This is a genomic window from Brachybacterium tyrofermentans, assembly GCF_039526165.1.
Classification (GTDB): Bacteria; Actinomycetota; Actinomycetes; order Actinomycetales; family Dermabacteraceae; genus Brachybacterium; species Brachybacterium tyrofermentans.
In genome coordinates, this window is sequence record NZ_BAAAIR010000003.1 from 38,366 (window position 1) to 54,313 (window position 15,948).

Genomic DNA, 15,948 nt, shown 5'->3' on the forward strand with positions numbered 1-15,948 from the left:
GGGTAGGGCAGGATCCGAACAGGGTTCGGGCAGGGCAGGGCAGGGTAGGGCAGGGCAGAGCAGAGCAGAGCCGCGGCGGGGTGCGGCGCGTGTGCGCCGACCCCGCCCACGGCGTCGGGATCAGCCGCTGATCTGGCTGGTGATCTCCTCGCCGGCGGAGACCATCGTGGACTCCGGGTCGGCGCCGCCGACGATGTTCGCCTGTGCCTGGCCCAGCGGCTGCCAGATGGCGGCCATCTCCGGGATGGCGGGCATCGGATCGCCCTGGGCGGCGAGCTCCGCGATCTTCACGATCTCGGGGAAGTCCGTGGCGAGCTTTTTCTGCAGCTCGAGGTTCACCGGCGGCAGCTCGTTCTTGGGGAACATCTGCTCGACGATGTCCGGCGAGGACGCCACGGCGGTCGCGAACTGCTGCGCGAAGGCCGGGTTCTTGCCGCCGGCGGCGACGTAGAAGGCGTTGACGCCGGCGAAGGGGACAGCCGGATCCAGGCCCTCGAAGCCGGGGACCGCGCTCATCGAGTAGTCGATCTCCGCGGTGCGGATGTCCTCGAGCGCCCAGGGCCCGGAGACCAGGTACGCCGCCTTGCCGTCGGTGAACAGGGAGATCGCGTTGTCGCCGGTGATGGAGGTGGACAGCACGCCGCTCTCGCCGAGCTCCTTGATCTTCTCGCCGGCGGTGATCGAGCCCTCCTGGCCCACGCCGAAGTCGGAGGGGTCGAGGTTGCCCTCGGAGTCCTTGCCGAAGAGATAGCCGCCGGCAGAGGTGTAGAAGGCCTCCATGTGGTAGGCGTCGCCCTGCTCGCCCACGGGGAGCGCGAGCACGTTGTCGGCGCCGCCGGCCGTGGCCGCCTCGACCATCTCCTCGACGGTCTTCGGCTCGGGCACATCGGTCAGGGCCTTGTTGGCGAACAGCACCAGGGTCTCCACCGCGTACGGCACGCCGTAGGTCTGGCCGTCGTAGGTCACGGCCTCGATCCCGATGGGGGCGATGTCCTCGGTCGCGCTGCCCGGCAGCTGCACGGGGGAGATGGAGCCGTTCTGCACCAGGTTCCCGATCCAGTCATGGGCCGCGAGGATCATGTCGGGGCCATTGCCCGCCTGGTTTGCGGTGACGAAGTTGCCCTGGAGGTCGTCGGCGACGATCTGCACCGCGACGGTGAGGTCGTTGGCCTTGCCCCACGTGGCGGCGGGCTCCTCGAGGGAGACGGCCTTCTCCTCGTCGGTCCAGATCACGAGGTCGGCGTCGGCCCGAGCCGGGGCCGCACCCGCCTCGGCACCGCCGGCATCCGAGGCGCCGCCCGCGTCGCTCGCACCGCCGCCGCCGGTCTCGTCCCCGCCGCCGCAGGCAGCGAGCAAGGTGGTGCCGGCGGCGACGCCGCTGAGGGCGAGGAAACTCTGTCGACGGATCTGCACGTCTTCTCCTTTGAATCGTGGAGCGACCGGCTCTCGGTGGCGGTGCTCGATGGAGTCACAGTAGGACGGAACGCACGCCGTATGCAAGAATACGCAAGAACTTGCAGGTATCGATTCGGTTACGGCCGAGGGTGGTCGCTCCGCTCGCCCTCCGTCTGTCGGGCGCTCACCCCGCTCACTCTCTGGAAGGATGCGTGCCATGACACGACTCATCGACATTGCCCGGAGCGCCGGGGTCAGCGAGGCGACGGTCTCCCGTGTGCTCAACGGCAAAGCCGGCGTCAACGAGGCCACACGCGGAACGGTCCTGGAGGCCGCGCGGCAGCTGGGTCGTGAGCTGGGCCCGCGTGCGCTCTCGTCGGGCCCCCTGGTCGGCGTGCTCGTCCCGGACCTCGACAACCAGGTGTTCTCCGCCTGGGTGGAGCGGCTCGAGGCTGAGCTGTTCGAGCGCGGGGCGTCGGCTCTGGTGGGCCTGCGGGCCCGCACCGTGGAACGGGAGCGCGTGATCTTGCAGCGCTTCTTGCACAGCGGTGTGGACGCGATCATCGTCGTCTCCGGGCACCATGCGCAGCAGCGTGGTCCGATCGAGCACTACCGCGAGATCACGGCGGCCGGCACTCCGCTCGTGCTCATCAACGGGGTGCGGGACGATCTCGATGCCGCGTTCCTCTCGACGGACGACGAGCACGCGATGCGGCTGACCCTCACCCACCTGCAGGATCTCGGGCATCGGCGCATCGGCCTCGCCATGGGCGATGAGCACACCTGGCCGGTGCGCTCCAAGCTCGGCGTCTTCGAGGAGGTCGCCACCTCCTCGCTCGAGGGGGAGTGGCCGGTCTCCTTCACCGACTTCTCCTACGCCGGCGGGTACGAGGCGGCGCGAGACCTCATCGCCCATGACGTCACCGCGATCGTCTGCGGGTCCGACGTGATGGCCGCCGGGGCGCTCGAGGGCGTGCGCTCGCACGGGCTGTCCGTCCCGGAGGACATCTCCGTGGTCGGCTACGACGACGTCTTCTGGGCGGGGCTCACCGATCCGCCCCTGACCACGGTGCGCCAGGCGGTGAATTCCATCGCCCGCGCCGCGGTGCGCGCCGCGCTCGGCGGCGGCGAGGAGTCCCGTCGGCCCGCACGGACCGAGGTCGTCGTACGGCCCCAGCTGATCGTGCGCGGTTCCACCGCGGCCGCCCCGGAGGGCTCTGCCGGCTAGGGACGCGCAGGCTGGGGACGCGCAGGCTGGGGGCGCGCAGGCTGAGGCCGCGCAGGCGGCTAGCATGGTGGGGTGAACGATGAGACCCTCGCCCCCAGCAGCTATGACACGTCCCAGCGCCGCAGCGATGCGCTCTGGTCCAGGATCGAGACGGATCCCTCGGGTCTGCGCATGCTCACCGGCGACCGTCCCACCGGGGCCCTGCACATCGGCCATTACTTCGGCTCCCTGCGCAACCGCGTGCGGCTGCAGGACGCCGGTGTCGAGAGCTGGGTGCTGGTCGCCGACTACCAGGTGATCACCGATCGCGACGTCGTGGGTGACATCAAGGGCTCCGTGCGCGAGCTGCTGACCGACTACCTCGCCGTGGGCCTGGACCCGGAGCGCTCGACCTTCTTCGCGCACTCCGCCGTGCCGGCCCTGAACCAGCTGATGCTGCCGTTCCTGTCGCTGGTCACCCAGCCGGAGCTCGAGCGCAACCCCACCGTGAAGGCGGAGCTCGCCGCGGCCGGGAAGTCCGCCATGGGCGGCCTGCTGCTGACCTACCCCGTCCACCAGGCCGCGGACATCCTGTTCTGCGGCGGCAACGTGGTGCCCGTGGGCCGGGACCAGCTGCCCCACATCGAGCAGACCCGCGTCATCGCCCGCCGCTTCAACGAGCGCTATGCCGGCGGAGAGCAGGTCTTCACCGAGCCCGGTGCCCTGCTCTCCGAGTCGCCCACGATCCTGGGCCTGGACGGCGAGCACAAGATGAGCAAGTCCCGCGGGAACACGGTGATGCTGCGGATGGACGAGGCCGAGACCGTCAAGAAGATCAAGAAGGCTAAGACGGATTCCGAGCGCGTGATCACCTACGATCCCGAGAACCGCCCGGAGGTCGCGAACCTGCTGACCATCGCCTCGCAGTGTGCGGGGCGCACCCCGGAGGAGATCGCCGAGGAGATCGGCGACAAGGGCTCCGGCACCCTCAAGATCATGACCGCCGACCTGCTCAACGAGCATCTCGCGCCGATCCGTGCCCGTCGCCGTGAGCTCGAGCAGGACCCCGAGCACCTCTTCTCCGTGCTCCGCGCGGGCAACGAGCGGGCCAACGAGGTCGCCGAGAAGACCCTCGCCCGGGTGCGCGAGGTCATGGGGATGGTGTACTGAGCGCCTGACCGGCAGATCAGAACCGGTTCAGTTCCAGCTGGGGCGCCTCTGCGCCGACTCGTGCAGATCACGAATGCGCCGGCTCGTGCAGGTCGCGAACTGCCTCTCGAACCGCCTCACGAACTGCTCAGAAACGGCTCGAGCTGCCCGCGCCGGAGAAGCCGCCCGAGCTCGCCGAGTAGCCCGATGTGCTCCCACTCGAGCTCGACGGATTCCGGTGGGCCTCCAGATCGGTGTCGGCCTCGTCGTGCCAGGTGCGGTACCACAGCAGCGGGCTGAGGTGCCAGAAGGTCCCTTGGCCGTCGGGGGAGCCGGAGGCCGCCGCATCCAGCGCATGGCGGCGTCCGCGCACCGAGCGGTAGCCCTGGTCCTCGTGCTCCAGGTCGGCGTCCCACGAGGCGTCCCGCATCACCTCGGCCTCCTCGTCGTCGGCGGCGAGATGCGAGATCCGCAGTCGTTGCAGTGCGGCGACCGCCGCGGACAGCTCCGTGGTGAGGGTGTCCAGACGACGCAGGGCGCTGTCGGGGTCGATCTGATCCGCCTCGAGCTGCGAGGTCAGCGTCTGCATCTCCTGGGCGACGTCTCCGCCCATCTCGCGCAGGTCGGCCGCGGCGGCGGCCTCCTCGGGGGAGACGTCCTCCCCGTCCTCCAGCGCGGAGTCGATCGAGTCGATCGAGTCCTGCAGCGGGGCCAGCTCACGCTCCCAGGCGGCATGCCAGTCGCCGAGGCGGTGGAGCAGATCGTTCGTGCCGATGATGTCGTCATCGATGTCGTCGAGGTAGGTCACGACCTGCTCGAAGTCCCGGGCCAGTGTGCGCTCCGGACCCTTCAGCCCCCATGCCCAGCGGCGTTCCTGCGGCGTCGGGAGCTGCGTGCGCAGCTGCGTCGCCTCCTCGATCTTCTCGCGGTAGGTCTCGTGGTCGGCGAGCGCCGCCTGCGCGTAGACGGACTCGGTGGGCAGCGTGCGCGCCGCGGCGTCGGTCAGGCGACGCTTGGACAGGACGTCGTCCAGGCGGGGGAGGGATTCGTCGACGCGTCGCCGCGCCGCGCGGCGCAGGCCGACGAGCGACAGGGCGGTGACGGCGGCGCCGCCGAGGGCGACGAGGCCGACCACGAGCGTCGCGGGATGCTGCCACCAGGGGCGGTCGAGCAGATCTGCGTACTCCTCGACGCCTGCCTGGAGGGAGCCCTCCCAGTCGCCGTCGGCCGCGTCATCACGCATCGCCTCCTGCACGGCCTCGAAGCCGTCCTCGTCGAGCTTCACGTCCTCCCCGGCGTAGGTGCCCACGAACCGGTTCTCGGGGTCGAGGGCGATGATCACCGTGCCATCGGCCCAGTGGTCGCCGTCCGGGGCGAGCAGCTCGGGGGCGGCGTCCTTCGCGTGGGCGAGCACGGCATCGTTCAGCGCCGTGTCCTGGGACTCCTCGAGACCGTAGTCCGTGATGTCGAGGACCAGCACCGCGAGATCCACCTGGCGGCGGAAGTCGACGTCGGCGAGCCGGCTCTCGAGGATCTCGGGATCGACGTGGCCCGTGGTGTCCGTGTCGGTGACGGAGACCGAGCGCGGGGTCTCGGCCAGCGCCGGGGCGGGGAGCATCACGAGCAGAGACAGCAGCGACACCAGCGCGGCGAGGGCGAGAGCGGCGAGCGGGGTCGGCGCGGACTGCGAGCGAGCTGGCTGGACGGCGACGGGGTCGGCGGTCGAGAAGGGCATGGGGCGAGACTAGAGGGGGCATGCGCGCGAGCTCGTCGACGTTGGTCGATGCGCGCGTGTCGGAACGGTGGGACCCTGGAGGAGTTCGAGCCGGCAACGTGCCGGCGACGGCCCGGAGGACTCCGGGAGTCCGCCGATGGTGGGCGTCCCCGCACGGCGGCGCCCTGCACGGTTATGATCAATCCAAGCGCACCTTTGGGTCATGTCGTGAGTGACCCGTCCATCGAGGAGGAACACATGGCTATCTACGAGAACGTCTCCGAACTGATCGGCGGCACGCCGCTGGTGAAGCTCAATCACCTGGGTGAGGACGTGAAGGCCACCGTGCTGGCCAAGCTCGAGTTCTACAACCCCGCCAACTCCGTCAAGGACCGCATCGGCGCAGCCATGATCGACGCCGCCGAGAAGTCCGGCGAGCTGCAGGCCGGCGGCACCATCGTCGAGGCCACGAGCGGAAACACCGGCATCGCGCTGGCGATGGTGGGCAGCTCCCGCGGCTACAAGGTCATCCTCACGATGCCCGAGTCCATGTCCAAGGAGCGGCGCATGCTGCTGCGCGCCTTCGGCGCCGAGCTGGTGCTCACCGAGGCGGCCAAGGGCATGCAGGGTGCCGTGGACAAGGCCCAGGAGATCGCCGCCGAGAACGGCGCGGTCCAGGTCAAGCAGTTCGACAACCCCGCCAACCTCGAGGTGCACCGTCGCACCACCGCCGAGGAGATCTGGAAGGACACCGACGGCTCGGTCGACGCGCTGGTCGCCGGCATCGGCACCGGTGGCACGATCTCCGGTGTGGGCCAGGTCCTCAAGGAGCGCAAGGGCGAGGTGAAGGTCTTCGCGGTCGAGCCGCAGGAGTCCGCGATCCTCAACGGCGGCGCCCCCGGCCCCCACAAGATCCAGGGCCTCGGCGCGAACTTCGTGCCCAGCGTGCTGGACCGCGAGGTCTACGACGAGGTCGTCGACATCGACGCCGGGACGTCGATGGAGCGTGCCCGCAACGTGGCCCGCACCGAGGGTCTCCTGGTCGGCATCTCCTCCGGCGCCGCGATCGAGGCCGCCGCCCGCATCGGTGCCCGCGAGGAGTTCGCCGGGAAGACCATCGTGGTGATCGTGCCGGACTTCGGGGAGCGCTACCTCTCCACCCCGCTGTTCGCCGAGTACGCGGATTGAGCACCTCGGAATCTCGCAGCGCGCGTCCGGAGCAGGGCTCGTCGCGGGGCCTCCGGCCCCTGGCACGAGGCCTCACGGACCGTGTGATGGGCGCCGTCGCGACCGTCCGGGAGGACGTCGCGGCGGCGCGCCGTCGTGACCCCGCGGCGACCGACGACCTCTCGGTGGTGCTCACCTCCCCGGGGCTGCATGCGATCTGGACCTATCGCGTGGCGAACCGGCTGTGGGAACGGGGAGCGCGGCTGCCCGCCCGCATCATCGCGCAGGGTGCCCGCTCGGTCACCGGGGTCGAGATCCATCCGGGGGCGACCATCGGCCGCCGCTTCTTCATCGACCACGGCATGGGCGTCGTCATCGGCGAGACCTCCGAGGTCGGCGACGACGTGATGCTCTACCACGGGGTCACGCTCGGAGGGCGCTCCATGGAGCGGACCAAACGTCACCCCACGGTCGAGGACGGCGTGACGATCGGCGCCGGAGCCCGCGTGATCGGCCCCGTCGTGATCGGACAGGGCGCCCAGATCGGCGCCAACGCCGTGGTGGTGCGGGACGTCCCCGACGGGGCCACCGCCGTCGGCGTCCCGGCGAAGGTGCGCGCCGGCGCCGCCCACCCCGAGCACCAGGTGGATCCCGCGATCTGGATCTGACCCGGCTGCTGGATCAGAACGGGTCGAGGAAGGAGCTCCGCCCGACCTGGTTCAGCGTGCGCTCCCAGTCCGGGAGCACCTCGTGGGCGTCCTCGGCGATGATGTGGTCGAAGATCGCCCGCAGGGCCGGATCCGGCGGCGGGTCGATGTCGATCAGCACGGTCGTGGCCCCGTGGGCCTTCGCCGTCGGAGCGAGCTGGGCGGCGGGGAAGACCACGCCGCTGGTCCCGACGGCCACGAACAGATCGGCTCGCCGCGCCAGCCGCACCGCGAGCTCGAGCGCGTCCGCCGGCAGGTTCTCGTCGAACAGCACCACATCGGGGCGCGTGGGCTCCCCGCAGTCCGGGCAGGCCGCCGGGACCCCGTGATCCTCCGCGCGGCTCCCGGCGCCGGGCACGACGGTGGCCCGCCATCGGCACTCCGGGCCCAGGCATACGGCCTGCAGGGCGCTCCCGTGCAGCTCGGCGACGACCTCGCTGCCGGCGGCCTGGTGGAGCCCGTCGATGTTCTGGGTGATCACCGGGGCACCGAGGCGCGCGATCGCCCGGTGTCCCGGGGTCGGGCCGTGGTCCAGGGCGATCCGCGCCATGCGCCCCCAGACGGACCACAGCATCGGCAACGAGCCGGGCAGCAGCTCGGCATGCATCGCCTGCTCCGTCTCCGGCTCCATCGCCCAGAGCCCGTCCGGGCCGCGGAAGGTGCCGAGGCCGGTGCGGGCGCTGAGTCCGGAGCCGGTGAGGAACACGATCTCCCCGTGCTCCTCACCGGGGCAGAAGCGGGCGTGGCCGCCCGCCGTCACCACTCCTCGTGCTCCCGCGAGTCCCAGGCGGCCTCCTCGCCGAGGTCCAGCGTCGCGAGCAGCTCCCGGTCGGCGTCGTCGAGCGCGACGTGGTCCAGGGAGGCGTTGTCGAGCTGGCGCTGCGGATCGCCGGACTTCGGGATCACGACGATGCCCTGATCGATGGTCCAGCGCAGGGTCACCTGGCTGGTGGTGGCACCGTGCTTGTCGGCCACCTTGCGCAGCGCGTACTGGGTGCTCAGCCCGTCGCGGCCGCCGAGCGGTCCCCACGCCTCGGTGACGATCCCGTGCTCGCGGTGGAAGGCGATCGCCTCGTGCCGCTGCAGGGCGGGGGAGAGCTGGATCTGGTTGACCTCGGGCCACACCCCGGTGGCGTCGACGAGCTCCTGGATCTGCTCGGGACGGAAGTTCGAGACGCCGATGTGCAGCGCCTTCCCCTGCTCCTTGAGGTCGATCAGCGTGCGCCAGGTGTCCAGCGCGAGGCCGCGGGAGGGGTTGGGCCAGTGGATCAGCACGAGCGCGGCACGCTCGAGGCCGAGCCGGCGCAGGGACTCCAGGTAGCCGGTGCGGGCCGCTTCGCGTCCCTGGTCGTCGCCGGCGATCTTCGTGGTCACCAGGACCTCGTCGACGTCGACGCCGCTGCGGCGCACCGCCTCGCCCACGGCGGTCTCGTTGCCGTACTGGGCGGCGGTGTCCAGCAAACGGTAGCCGGCTCGGATCGCGGTCGCGATCGCCTCGGCGCCGTCGGGACCCTTCAGACCACCGGTGCCGAAACCGATCAGCGGGAAGGCCGTGCCGTCGGCGAGCGACGTGCTGGGAAGGGAGAGCGTGGTCATGGAGACCTCCTGCAGGAACGGAAGCGGACACCACCAGCGTAGTCACCGCCGGCCCGGAGCGGGCGAAGGAGCCTGCCCGGAGCGCGCGCAGGGGCGGGCCGGAGCGGGCCGGAACTGGCTGAAAGGTCTGTTAGCGTGCATCCACCTGACGTCTCGACGAGGAGAGTCCGCATGACCGATACGCCGCCCCGGTATCAAGGGGTGCACGATGAGATCTCTCCGCTGCGGAGGGTGATCGTGCACCGACCGGGACCCGAGCTGGAACGGCTCACCCCGGACAGCCGGGAGGATCTCCTCTTCGACGAGGTGCTCTGGCGTGACCGGGCGGAGGCGCAGCACTCCGAGTTCACCGCCCTGCTCACCGGCGAGGGTGTCGAGGTGCTCGAGCTGACCCAGCTGCTGACCGACCTGCTGGAGGACGCCGACGTCCGCTCCCGGCTGCTGGGCCGGGCGCTGGACCCCGCGGCGCTGGGCGACATCGCCGCGCAGGACCTCCGCGAGGCGATCGCCGACCTCCCGGCGGCCCAGCTGGTCGACGTCATGATCGCCGGGATCACCGTCTCCGAGCTCCGTCGGCTCGGGGTCGCGCCCCGGTCGATCTCCCTGCAGCACGTGCCGGGGGAGCACCTCGTGCTCGACCCCCTGCCCAACCATCTCTTCACCCGCGACTCCTCCGCCTGGATCGGCGACGTCGTCTCGGTGAGCCCCATGCGGCGATCGGCCCGACGACGAGAGAGCCTGCACCTCGAGGCGATCTACCGGTATCACCCCGCGTTCGCCGGGGCCTCCGCGCCGCGTCGGATCCTGGGGCCGGGCGCGGGCGGTGCGGCCACCGTCGAGGGCGGGGACGTGATGCTGCTGTCGCCGCGCGTGCTCGCCGTGGGGCTGTCCGAGCGCACCACCGCGGTGGGCGTCGAGCGCCTGGCCGCGGATCTCCTCGAGGACGGCACGGTGGACACGGTGATCGCCATCGCTCTCCCGCATCAGCGCTCGATGATGCATCTGGACACCGTGACCACGGTCGTCGACCAGGAGTCGATGCTGAGATACGGGCCCCTGGGGTCGCTCGAGACCTTCGAGATCCAGCGGCGCGGCGGCCGTCTGGTGTCGCGGGCGCGCGCGGCCGGTGAGATGGACGAGGTGCTCGCGCGCGGGCTCGGCGTCGAGTCGTTGCGCGTGCTGAGCGCACCCCTGGATGCCTATGCGGCGGCGCGCGAGCAGTGGGACGACGGCTGCAACGTGCTGGCGATCGCACCGGGGAAGGTCGTCGCCTACGAGCGGGCCGCGGCGACCAACGAGTACCTGCGGGCCCAGGGGATCGAGGTGCTCGAGTTCACCGGGGACGAGCTGGGCCGCGGCCGTGGCGGGCCGCGATGCATGAGCTGTCCGGTCGCCCGCGGCTGATCGGGCTGCGGACCGGCCCGCGCGGTCGGTGGCTCAGCGCCGGGTGGGTGGCGGCGGGTCCGCTTCGGTCTGCAGCTCCAGCGCCTGCTCCGGCAGCGGATCACGGAGCGAACGCTCCAGCAGCAGCTGCTGCGAGCCGAACTCCTCGAGCCCCTTGCGCACGGTGAAGCCGAGCTTGCGCAGCAGGGCGACGCTGCGCTTGTTCCGGGTCTGGCTGATCGCGATCACGTGATCGTCCTCGAGGGCATGGCGCGCCCAGGAGAGCAGCGCGATGCAGGACTCCGCGGCGTACCCCTGCCCGGTCCATTCCGGGAGCAGGGCGTAGGAGAGCTCGAGCTCCCCGCGGTCGTAGTCCAGGGTGATCGACCCGATCATCGTGTCGTCCTCATGGCGGATGAGGGCCCAGCGGCCCCACGTGAGATCCAGCGGCGAGAGCTCCAGCGCCTGCCGCGACGCGTAGTCCACGGCACCGCCGAGGTACTCCCGGGTCACAGGATCGGTGAGCAGACGGATCACCGCCTCGCGGTCGCCGTCGCCCGGCGGGCGGATCATCAGCCGAGGGCTGGGGATCCGGACCGGCCATTCGCTCGTGCCTTCCTTCGTCACGGGTCCACCGTACAAGGTCCGGGTGCTGCGTCCTTCGTTTTCCTGGCCAGTTGCACGGGGTTTCCGTGCAGATGTCCGCGGGTGCCACGAGGCGCGGGGAGCAACGGTATGGTGACTTCTGCGGCACGCCGAGGTGACGCACCCTGTCGGCTCACGAGCACGTGCCGTGTGACGCAGCCGGGCGGTGATCCCGCCCCGTGACGAGAAGGAGCATGATGGTCGAGCAGGCTCTGCGCAGCACCACGCTGGAGACGGTCCACGAGTCGCTCGGAGCGACGTTTACCGATTTCGCGGGCTGGCGCATGCCGGTCCGCTACGACTCGGATCTCGCCGAGCACGCGGCGGTCCGGGAGCGTGCGGGGCTCTTCGATCTCAGCCACATGGGCGAGATCCATCTGCGCGGCCCGCAGGCGGCCGACGCCCTCGACCATGCGCTCGCCGGGAAGCTGTCGGCGATGTCCGTCGGACGCGCGAAGTACTCGCTGCTGCTGACGCAGGACGGCGGCGTGATCGACGACGTCATCACCTATCGCCTGGCCGAGGACCACTTCATCGTGGTCGCCAACGCCTCCAACGCGGAGGTCGACGCCCAGGAGCTCACGACGCGTGCCGCCGGCTTCGACGCGGAGGTCGACGACGCCTCGGACCGCACCGCCCTGATCGCCGTGCAGGGCCCGGCCAGCGAGGAGATCCTGCTGCGCGCCCTGACCACCGGTGACAGCGGTGTCGAGGGCATCGGCGCCGAGGATCTCCGGGAGATGAAGAACTACCGCTTCGCCGAGGGCACCTACCGCGGGGAGCAGCTGCTGATCGCCCGCACCGGCTACACCGGGGAGGACGGCTTCGAGCTGTACGTCCCCGACGAGCTCGCCGCAGTCCTGTGGGAGCAGCTGACCGTTGCCGGCGGCGAGGACCTCACCCCATGCGGCCTCGCCTGCCGCGACACCCTGCGCCTCGAGGCCGGGATGCCGCTGTACGGCCACGAGCTCGGCCGGGATCTGTACCCCGCCCAGTCGGGCATGGCACGGGTCGTGGCCCTGACGTCCAAGGGCGATTTCGTCGGCCGCGAAGGCGTCGAGGCGGCGGACCTGTCCGATCGCCCCGTGCTGGTGGGCCTGGTCGCCGAGGGCCGACGAGCCGCCCGCGCCGACGCGAAGGTGCGCGACACCGAGGGGCGCGAGGTCGGGGCCATCACCTCCGGGGTGCTCTCGCCGACCCTCGGCCACCCCATCGCCATGGCCTTCGTGCGCCCGGCCGTGACCGAGGTGGGCACCGAGCTGATCGCTGATGTGCGCGGCAAGGACCTCCCGGTGCGCGTCGTCGCCCTGCCGTTCTACTCCCGCGCCTGACCTCTCATCTCCCGGGCCTGACCTCAGCCCTCCACCCCTCGCCTGAATCCGGTCCCCGACCGGTCGCTCCAGAGTTTCCCGTTCGATCCCCGTTGTGTCTCCCGGAAGGACCATCCTCATGACCGCAGAACTCCTCTACAGCAAGGACCACGAGTGGGTCCGCGTCGACTCCGACGGCGTGGCCGTCGTCGGCGTGACCGACTACGCGGCCGAGCAGCTCGGCGACGTCGTCTACGTCGATCTGCCCGAGGCCGGCGCCGACATCTCCGCCGGCACCGAGATGGGTGAGATCGAGTCCACCAAGTCCGTCTCGGACCTGTTCTCCCCGATCGACGGCACCGTCACCGAGGTCAACCAGGCCGTGGTCGACGCCCCGGAGCTCGTGAACTCCTCGCCGTTCGACGAGGGCTGGCTGGTCAAGGTCAGCTTCGCCGCGCTGCCCGAGGATCTGCTGAGCGCCGAGGACTACACAGCCTTCACCCAGTCCTGACCGACCGGGAGGCGGCCGCATCGTGTGCGCGGTCGCCCCGGCCGTCGGGCCCACGCACCCACCGAGAACCGCGACACCCCAGGGGCACCTCTTCATGACCGCTTCGTCCGTGCATGCGCACGACTCCTTCGTCCGCCGCCATGTCGGCACCGATCCCGATGCGCAGCGTCGCATGCTCGAGGTCCTCGGCTACGAGACCGTGGACGAGATGCTGACGGCCGCCGTGCCCAGCACGATCCTGCTGGAACCGGAGGGCCGGGACGCGGTCTCCTCGGTGCCGGCAGGGATCACCGAGACCGCTGCGCTGGCCGAGCTGAAGGCTCTCGCCGATCGCAACACCGTGCGGCGCTCCCTGATCGGTCTGGGCTACCACGGCACCCACACGCCCGCCGTGATCCAGCGCAACGTCCTGGAGAACCCGGCCTGGTACACCGCATACACGCCGTACCAGCCGGAGATCTCCCAGGGCCGGCTCGAGGCGCTGCTGACCTTCCAGACCATGATCTGCGACCTCACCGGGATGGATGTCTCCAATGCATCGACCCTGGACGAGGCCAGCTCCGCGGCCGAGGCGCTCATGCTCGCCCGCCGCACCGCCAAGCGCAACGGGAACGTGTTCCTGGTGGACACCGATGCGCTGCCCGCCACGAAGGCCGTGCTGCGCGGCCGCGCCGACGGACTCGGCATCGAGCTGCGCGAGGTGGACTTCGCCCGCGACGGCGCTCCCGAGGGCGACTACTTCGGGGCCTTCATCCAGTATCCCGGGGCCTCCGGCCGCATCTGGGATCCCCGGGACGTCATCGCCGAGGTGAAGTCCACCAAGGCCGTCGCGATCGTCTCCGCCGATCTGCTGGCGCTGACGATGCTCGCCTCGCCGGGCTCGCTCGGGGCCGACGTCACCGTGGGCAGCTCCCAGCGCTTCGGCATCCCGCTCGGCTTCGGCGGCCCCCACGCGGGCTTCGTCGCCGTGCGCAAGGGCCTCGAGCGCCAGCTGCCCGGCCGGCTCGTGGGGGTCTCCGTCGACGCCGAGGGCAACCCCGCCTACCGGCTCTCGCTGCAGACCCGCGAGCAGCACATCCGCCGCGAGAAGGCCACCAGCTCGATCACCACCGCCCAGGTGCTGCTCGCCGTGATGGCAGCCATGTACGCCGTCTACCACGGCCCCGAGGGGCTCACCCGGATCGGTCGCCAGGTCGCCGATCGCACCGCGACCCTCGCCGCCCATCTCGTGGCCAGCGGCTTCGAGCTCGTCGGGGACTCCTTCTTCGACACCCTCGAGGTGCGCGCGACAGGACAGGCCCAGGACATCGTCGCGGCCGCGGGGGAGGCAGGCTTCCTGGTCCATGCCGTGGGCGACGACCTCGTGCACCTCTCCCTGGACGAGACCATCACGTCGGCCGATCTGCAGGCGATCGCCGCAGTGTTCGCGCCCTACGCCCAGAACCCCGGCCAGGAGCTGGCCGAGACCGCCTCGGGCGGAGCCTGGGGAGGGCTGGCGCGCGAGGACGCCTTCCTCCAGCACCCGGTGTTCTCCTCCTTCCGGTCCGAGACCGCGATGATGCGCTACCTGCGCCGTCTCGCGGACCGTGACTTCGCCCTGGACCGGGGGATGATCCCGCTGGGCTCGTGCACCATGAAGCTCAACTCCGCCACCGAGATGGCAGGCGTCACCTGGGCGGGCTTCAACGCGATCCATCCCTTCGCCCCGCGCGAGGACGTCGAGGGCTATCTCGAGCTGATCACCCAGCTGGAGACCTGGCTGACGGACCTCACCGGCTACGACACCGTGTCCCTGCAGCCCAACGCCGGCTCGCAGGGCGAGTTCGCGGGGCTGCTCGCGATCCGCGCCTATCACGCCTCCCGCGGCGAGAGCGGCCGTGAGGTGTGCCTGGTGCCGAGCTCCGCGCACGGCACCAATGCCGCCAGCGCCGTCAACGCCGGCCTGCGCGTGGTGGTGGTCGCCTCGGACTCCCGCGGCAACATCGACCTCGATGACCTCAAGCAGAAGATCAAGGACCACGGCGACGAGCTCGCCGCGATCATGATCACCTACCCCTCCACGCACGGCGTGTACGAGGAGGAGGTGCGCACCGTCTGCGAACTCGTGCACGACGCCGGCGGCCAGGTCTACGTCGACGGGGCGAACCTCAACGCCCTGCTGAAGGTCGCCCGTCCCGGCGAGTTCGGCGGCGACGTCTCCCACCTGAACCTGCACAAGACGTTCTGCATCCCCCACGGCGGCGGCGGCCCGGGCGTGGGCCCGGTCGCGGCCCGCGCCCACCTGGCCCCGTTCCTGCCCGGACACCCGGCCATGCAGAAGCCGGAGCACCCGGTGGCCGGTCACGGGGAGCAGGTCCACGGCGGCGCCCCGGTCTCGCAGGCCCCGTACGGCTCCCCGTCGATCCTGCCGATCACCTGGACCTACATCCGCCTGATGGGGCCGGACGGGCTGCGTCATGCGACCGCCTCCGCGGTCCTCGCAGCCAACTACATGGCCCGCCGTCTCTCGGAGTCCTACGAGATCCTGTACACCGGCGAGAACGGGCTGGTCGCCCACGAGTGCATCGTGGACCTGCGTCCCTTCACCGCCCGCACCGGGATCACCGTGGACGACGTCGCCAAGCGGCTCGTCGACTACGGCTTCCACGCCCCGACGATGTCGTTCCCCGTCGCCGGGACGTTCATGGTGGAGCCGACCGAGTCCGAGGACTTCGCCGAGATCGACCGCTTCGTCGACGCGATGCTGATGATCGCGAAGGAGGGCGAGGAGGTGCTGGCCGGCACGTGGTCCGCCGAGGACAACCCGCTGGTCAACGCCCCGCACACCGCGGCGTCCATCGCCACGGGGGAGTGGACCCATCCCTACTCGCGCGAGGTCGCCGTCTACCCCGGCAGCTGGACCGCCCCGGAGGACCTCTCCACCCATGACAGCGCACAGATGAGGGTCCAGTCGAAGTACTGGCCGCCGGTGCGGCGCATCGACCAGGCCTACGGCGACCGCAATCTGGTCCCGACCTGGCCCCGTGGCGACGAGTGATGTGCTGATCTGCTGATCTGCTGATCTGCTGGTCCGTGGGTGGGACGGTCAGCACGATGTGCGGCTGCTCGGCCGCGCTGCTCGATGAACGGCTGTGACGCCCCGGTTTCCAACCGGGGCGTCACGT

The 15,948-nt window shown here is 70.8% G+C and carries 13 protein-coding genes; 8 read left to right on the forward strand and 5 right to left on the reverse strand.

The window, feature by feature from the left end:
• Window positions 1-120: 120 nt before the first annotated feature.
• Entirely contained in the window at window positions 121-1,413 is a 1,293-nt protein-coding gene (locus tag ABD093_RS00245; protein ID WP_343921879.1) for a sugar ABC transporter substrate-binding protein, read from the reverse strand.
• 199 nt (window positions 1,414-1,612) lie between these two features.
• Between ABD093_RS00245 and ABD093_RS00250 the strand changes: the two genes are divergently transcribed.
• Together ABD093_RS00250 and trpS are read left to right on the forward strand one after the other, a co-directional pair.
• Window positions 1,613-2,623 carry a LacI family DNA-binding transcriptional regulator gene (locus tag ABD093_RS00250; protein WP_343921880.1) on the forward strand — a complete coding sequence of 337 codons (1,011 nt, stop codon included), beginning with the start codon at window positions 1,613-1,615 and terminating at the stop codon, window positions 2,621-2,623.
• 72 nt (window positions 2,624-2,695) lie between these two features.
• Window positions 2,696-3,772: a tryptophan--tRNA ligase gene (gene trpS / locus ABD093_RS00255; RefSeq protein ID WP_343921881.1), complete on the forward strand. Its 1,077-nt coding sequence runs from the start codon at window positions 2,696-2,698 to the stop codon at window positions 3,770-3,772.
• Between the two features lie 127 nt (window positions 3,773-3,899).
• Here the strand turns inward: trpS and ABD093_RS00260 are convergent, their stop codons facing one another.
• Window positions 3,900-5,486, reverse strand: a complete 1,587-nt coding sequence (locus ABD093_RS00260; protein WP_343921882.1) for a DUF5129 domain-containing protein — start codon at window positions 5,484-5,486, stop codon at window positions 3,900-3,902.
• Between the two features lie 237 nt (window positions 5,487-5,723).
• On the opposite strand from ABD093_RS00260, the gene cysK reads away from it, so the two are divergent.
• Window positions 5,724-6,653, forward strand: coding sequence for a cysteine synthase A (gene cysK / locus ABD093_RS00265; protein WP_343921883.1), 930 nt, complete (start codon window positions 5,724-5,726; stop codon window positions 6,651-6,653).
• 86 nt (window positions 6,654-6,739) lie between these two features.
• Complete coding sequence (gene epsC, locus ABD093_RS00270) at window positions 6,740-7,300, forward strand: serine O-acetyltransferase EpsC (RefSeq protein ID WP_193107243.1); 561 nt, start codon at window positions 6,740-6,742, stop codon at window positions 7,298-7,300.
• Between the two features lie 13 nt (window positions 7,301-7,313).
• Here the strand turns inward: epsC and ABD093_RS00275 are convergent, their stop codons facing one another.
• Together ABD093_RS00275 and ABD093_RS00280 are read right to left on the reverse strand one after the other, a co-directional pair.
• Complete coding sequence (locus tag ABD093_RS00275) at window positions 7,314-8,099, reverse strand: SIR2 family NAD-dependent protein deacylase (RefSeq protein WP_343921884.1); 786 nt, start codon at window positions 8,097-8,099, stop codon at window positions 7,314-7,316.
• Window positions 8,096-8,935, reverse strand: coding sequence for an aldo/keto reductase (locus ABD093_RS00280; RefSeq protein WP_193107241.1), 840 nt, complete (start codon window positions 8,933-8,935; stop codon window positions 8,096-8,098). The genes ABD093_RS00275 and ABD093_RS00280 overlap by 4 nt, the downstream gene beginning before the upstream one ends.
• Window positions 8,936-9,106: 171 nt before the next feature.
• Between ABD093_RS00280 and ABD093_RS00285 the strand changes: the two genes are divergently transcribed.
• Window positions 9,107-10,339 carry an arginine deiminase gene (locus ABD093_RS00285; protein ID WP_343921885.1) on the forward strand — a complete coding sequence of 411 codons (1,233 nt, stop codon included), beginning with the start codon at window positions 9,107-9,109 and terminating at the stop codon, window positions 10,337-10,339.
• A gap of 33 nt (window positions 10,340-10,372) precedes the next feature.
• Here ABD093_RS00285 and ABD093_RS00290 read toward each other — a convergent pair whose 3' ends face one another.
• Entirely contained in the window at window positions 10,373-10,945 is a 573-nt protein-coding gene (locus ABD093_RS00290) for a GNAT family N-acetyltransferase (RefSeq protein WP_319021650.1), read from the reverse strand.
• A 215-nt stretch (window positions 10,946-11,160) separates the two neighbouring features.
• On the opposite strand from ABD093_RS00290, the gene gcvT reads away from it, so the two are divergent.
• The 3 genes from gcvT to gcvP all read left to right on the forward strand — a co-directional run bounded on the left by gcvT (window position 11,161) and on the right by gcvP (window position 15,821).
• Window positions 11,161-12,294, forward strand: a complete 1,134-nt coding sequence (gcvT, locus tag ABD093_RS00295) for a glycine cleavage system aminomethyltransferase GcvT (RefSeq protein ID WP_343921922.1) — start codon at window positions 11,161-11,163, stop codon at window positions 12,292-12,294.
• 118 nt (window positions 12,295-12,412) lie between these two features.
• Window positions 12,413-12,784, forward strand: a complete 372-nt coding sequence (gene gcvH / locus ABD093_RS00300; protein ID WP_193107238.1) for a glycine cleavage system protein GcvH — start codon at window positions 12,413-12,415, stop codon at window positions 12,782-12,784.
• A 94-nt stretch (window positions 12,785-12,878) separates the two neighbouring features.
• Window positions 12,879-15,821, forward strand: a complete 2,943-nt coding sequence (gene gcvP, locus ABD093_RS00305; protein ID WP_343921886.1) for an aminomethyl-transferring glycine dehydrogenase — start codon at window positions 12,879-12,881, stop codon at window positions 15,819-15,821.
• The last annotated feature ends 127 nt before the right edge of the window (window positions 15,822-15,948 follow it).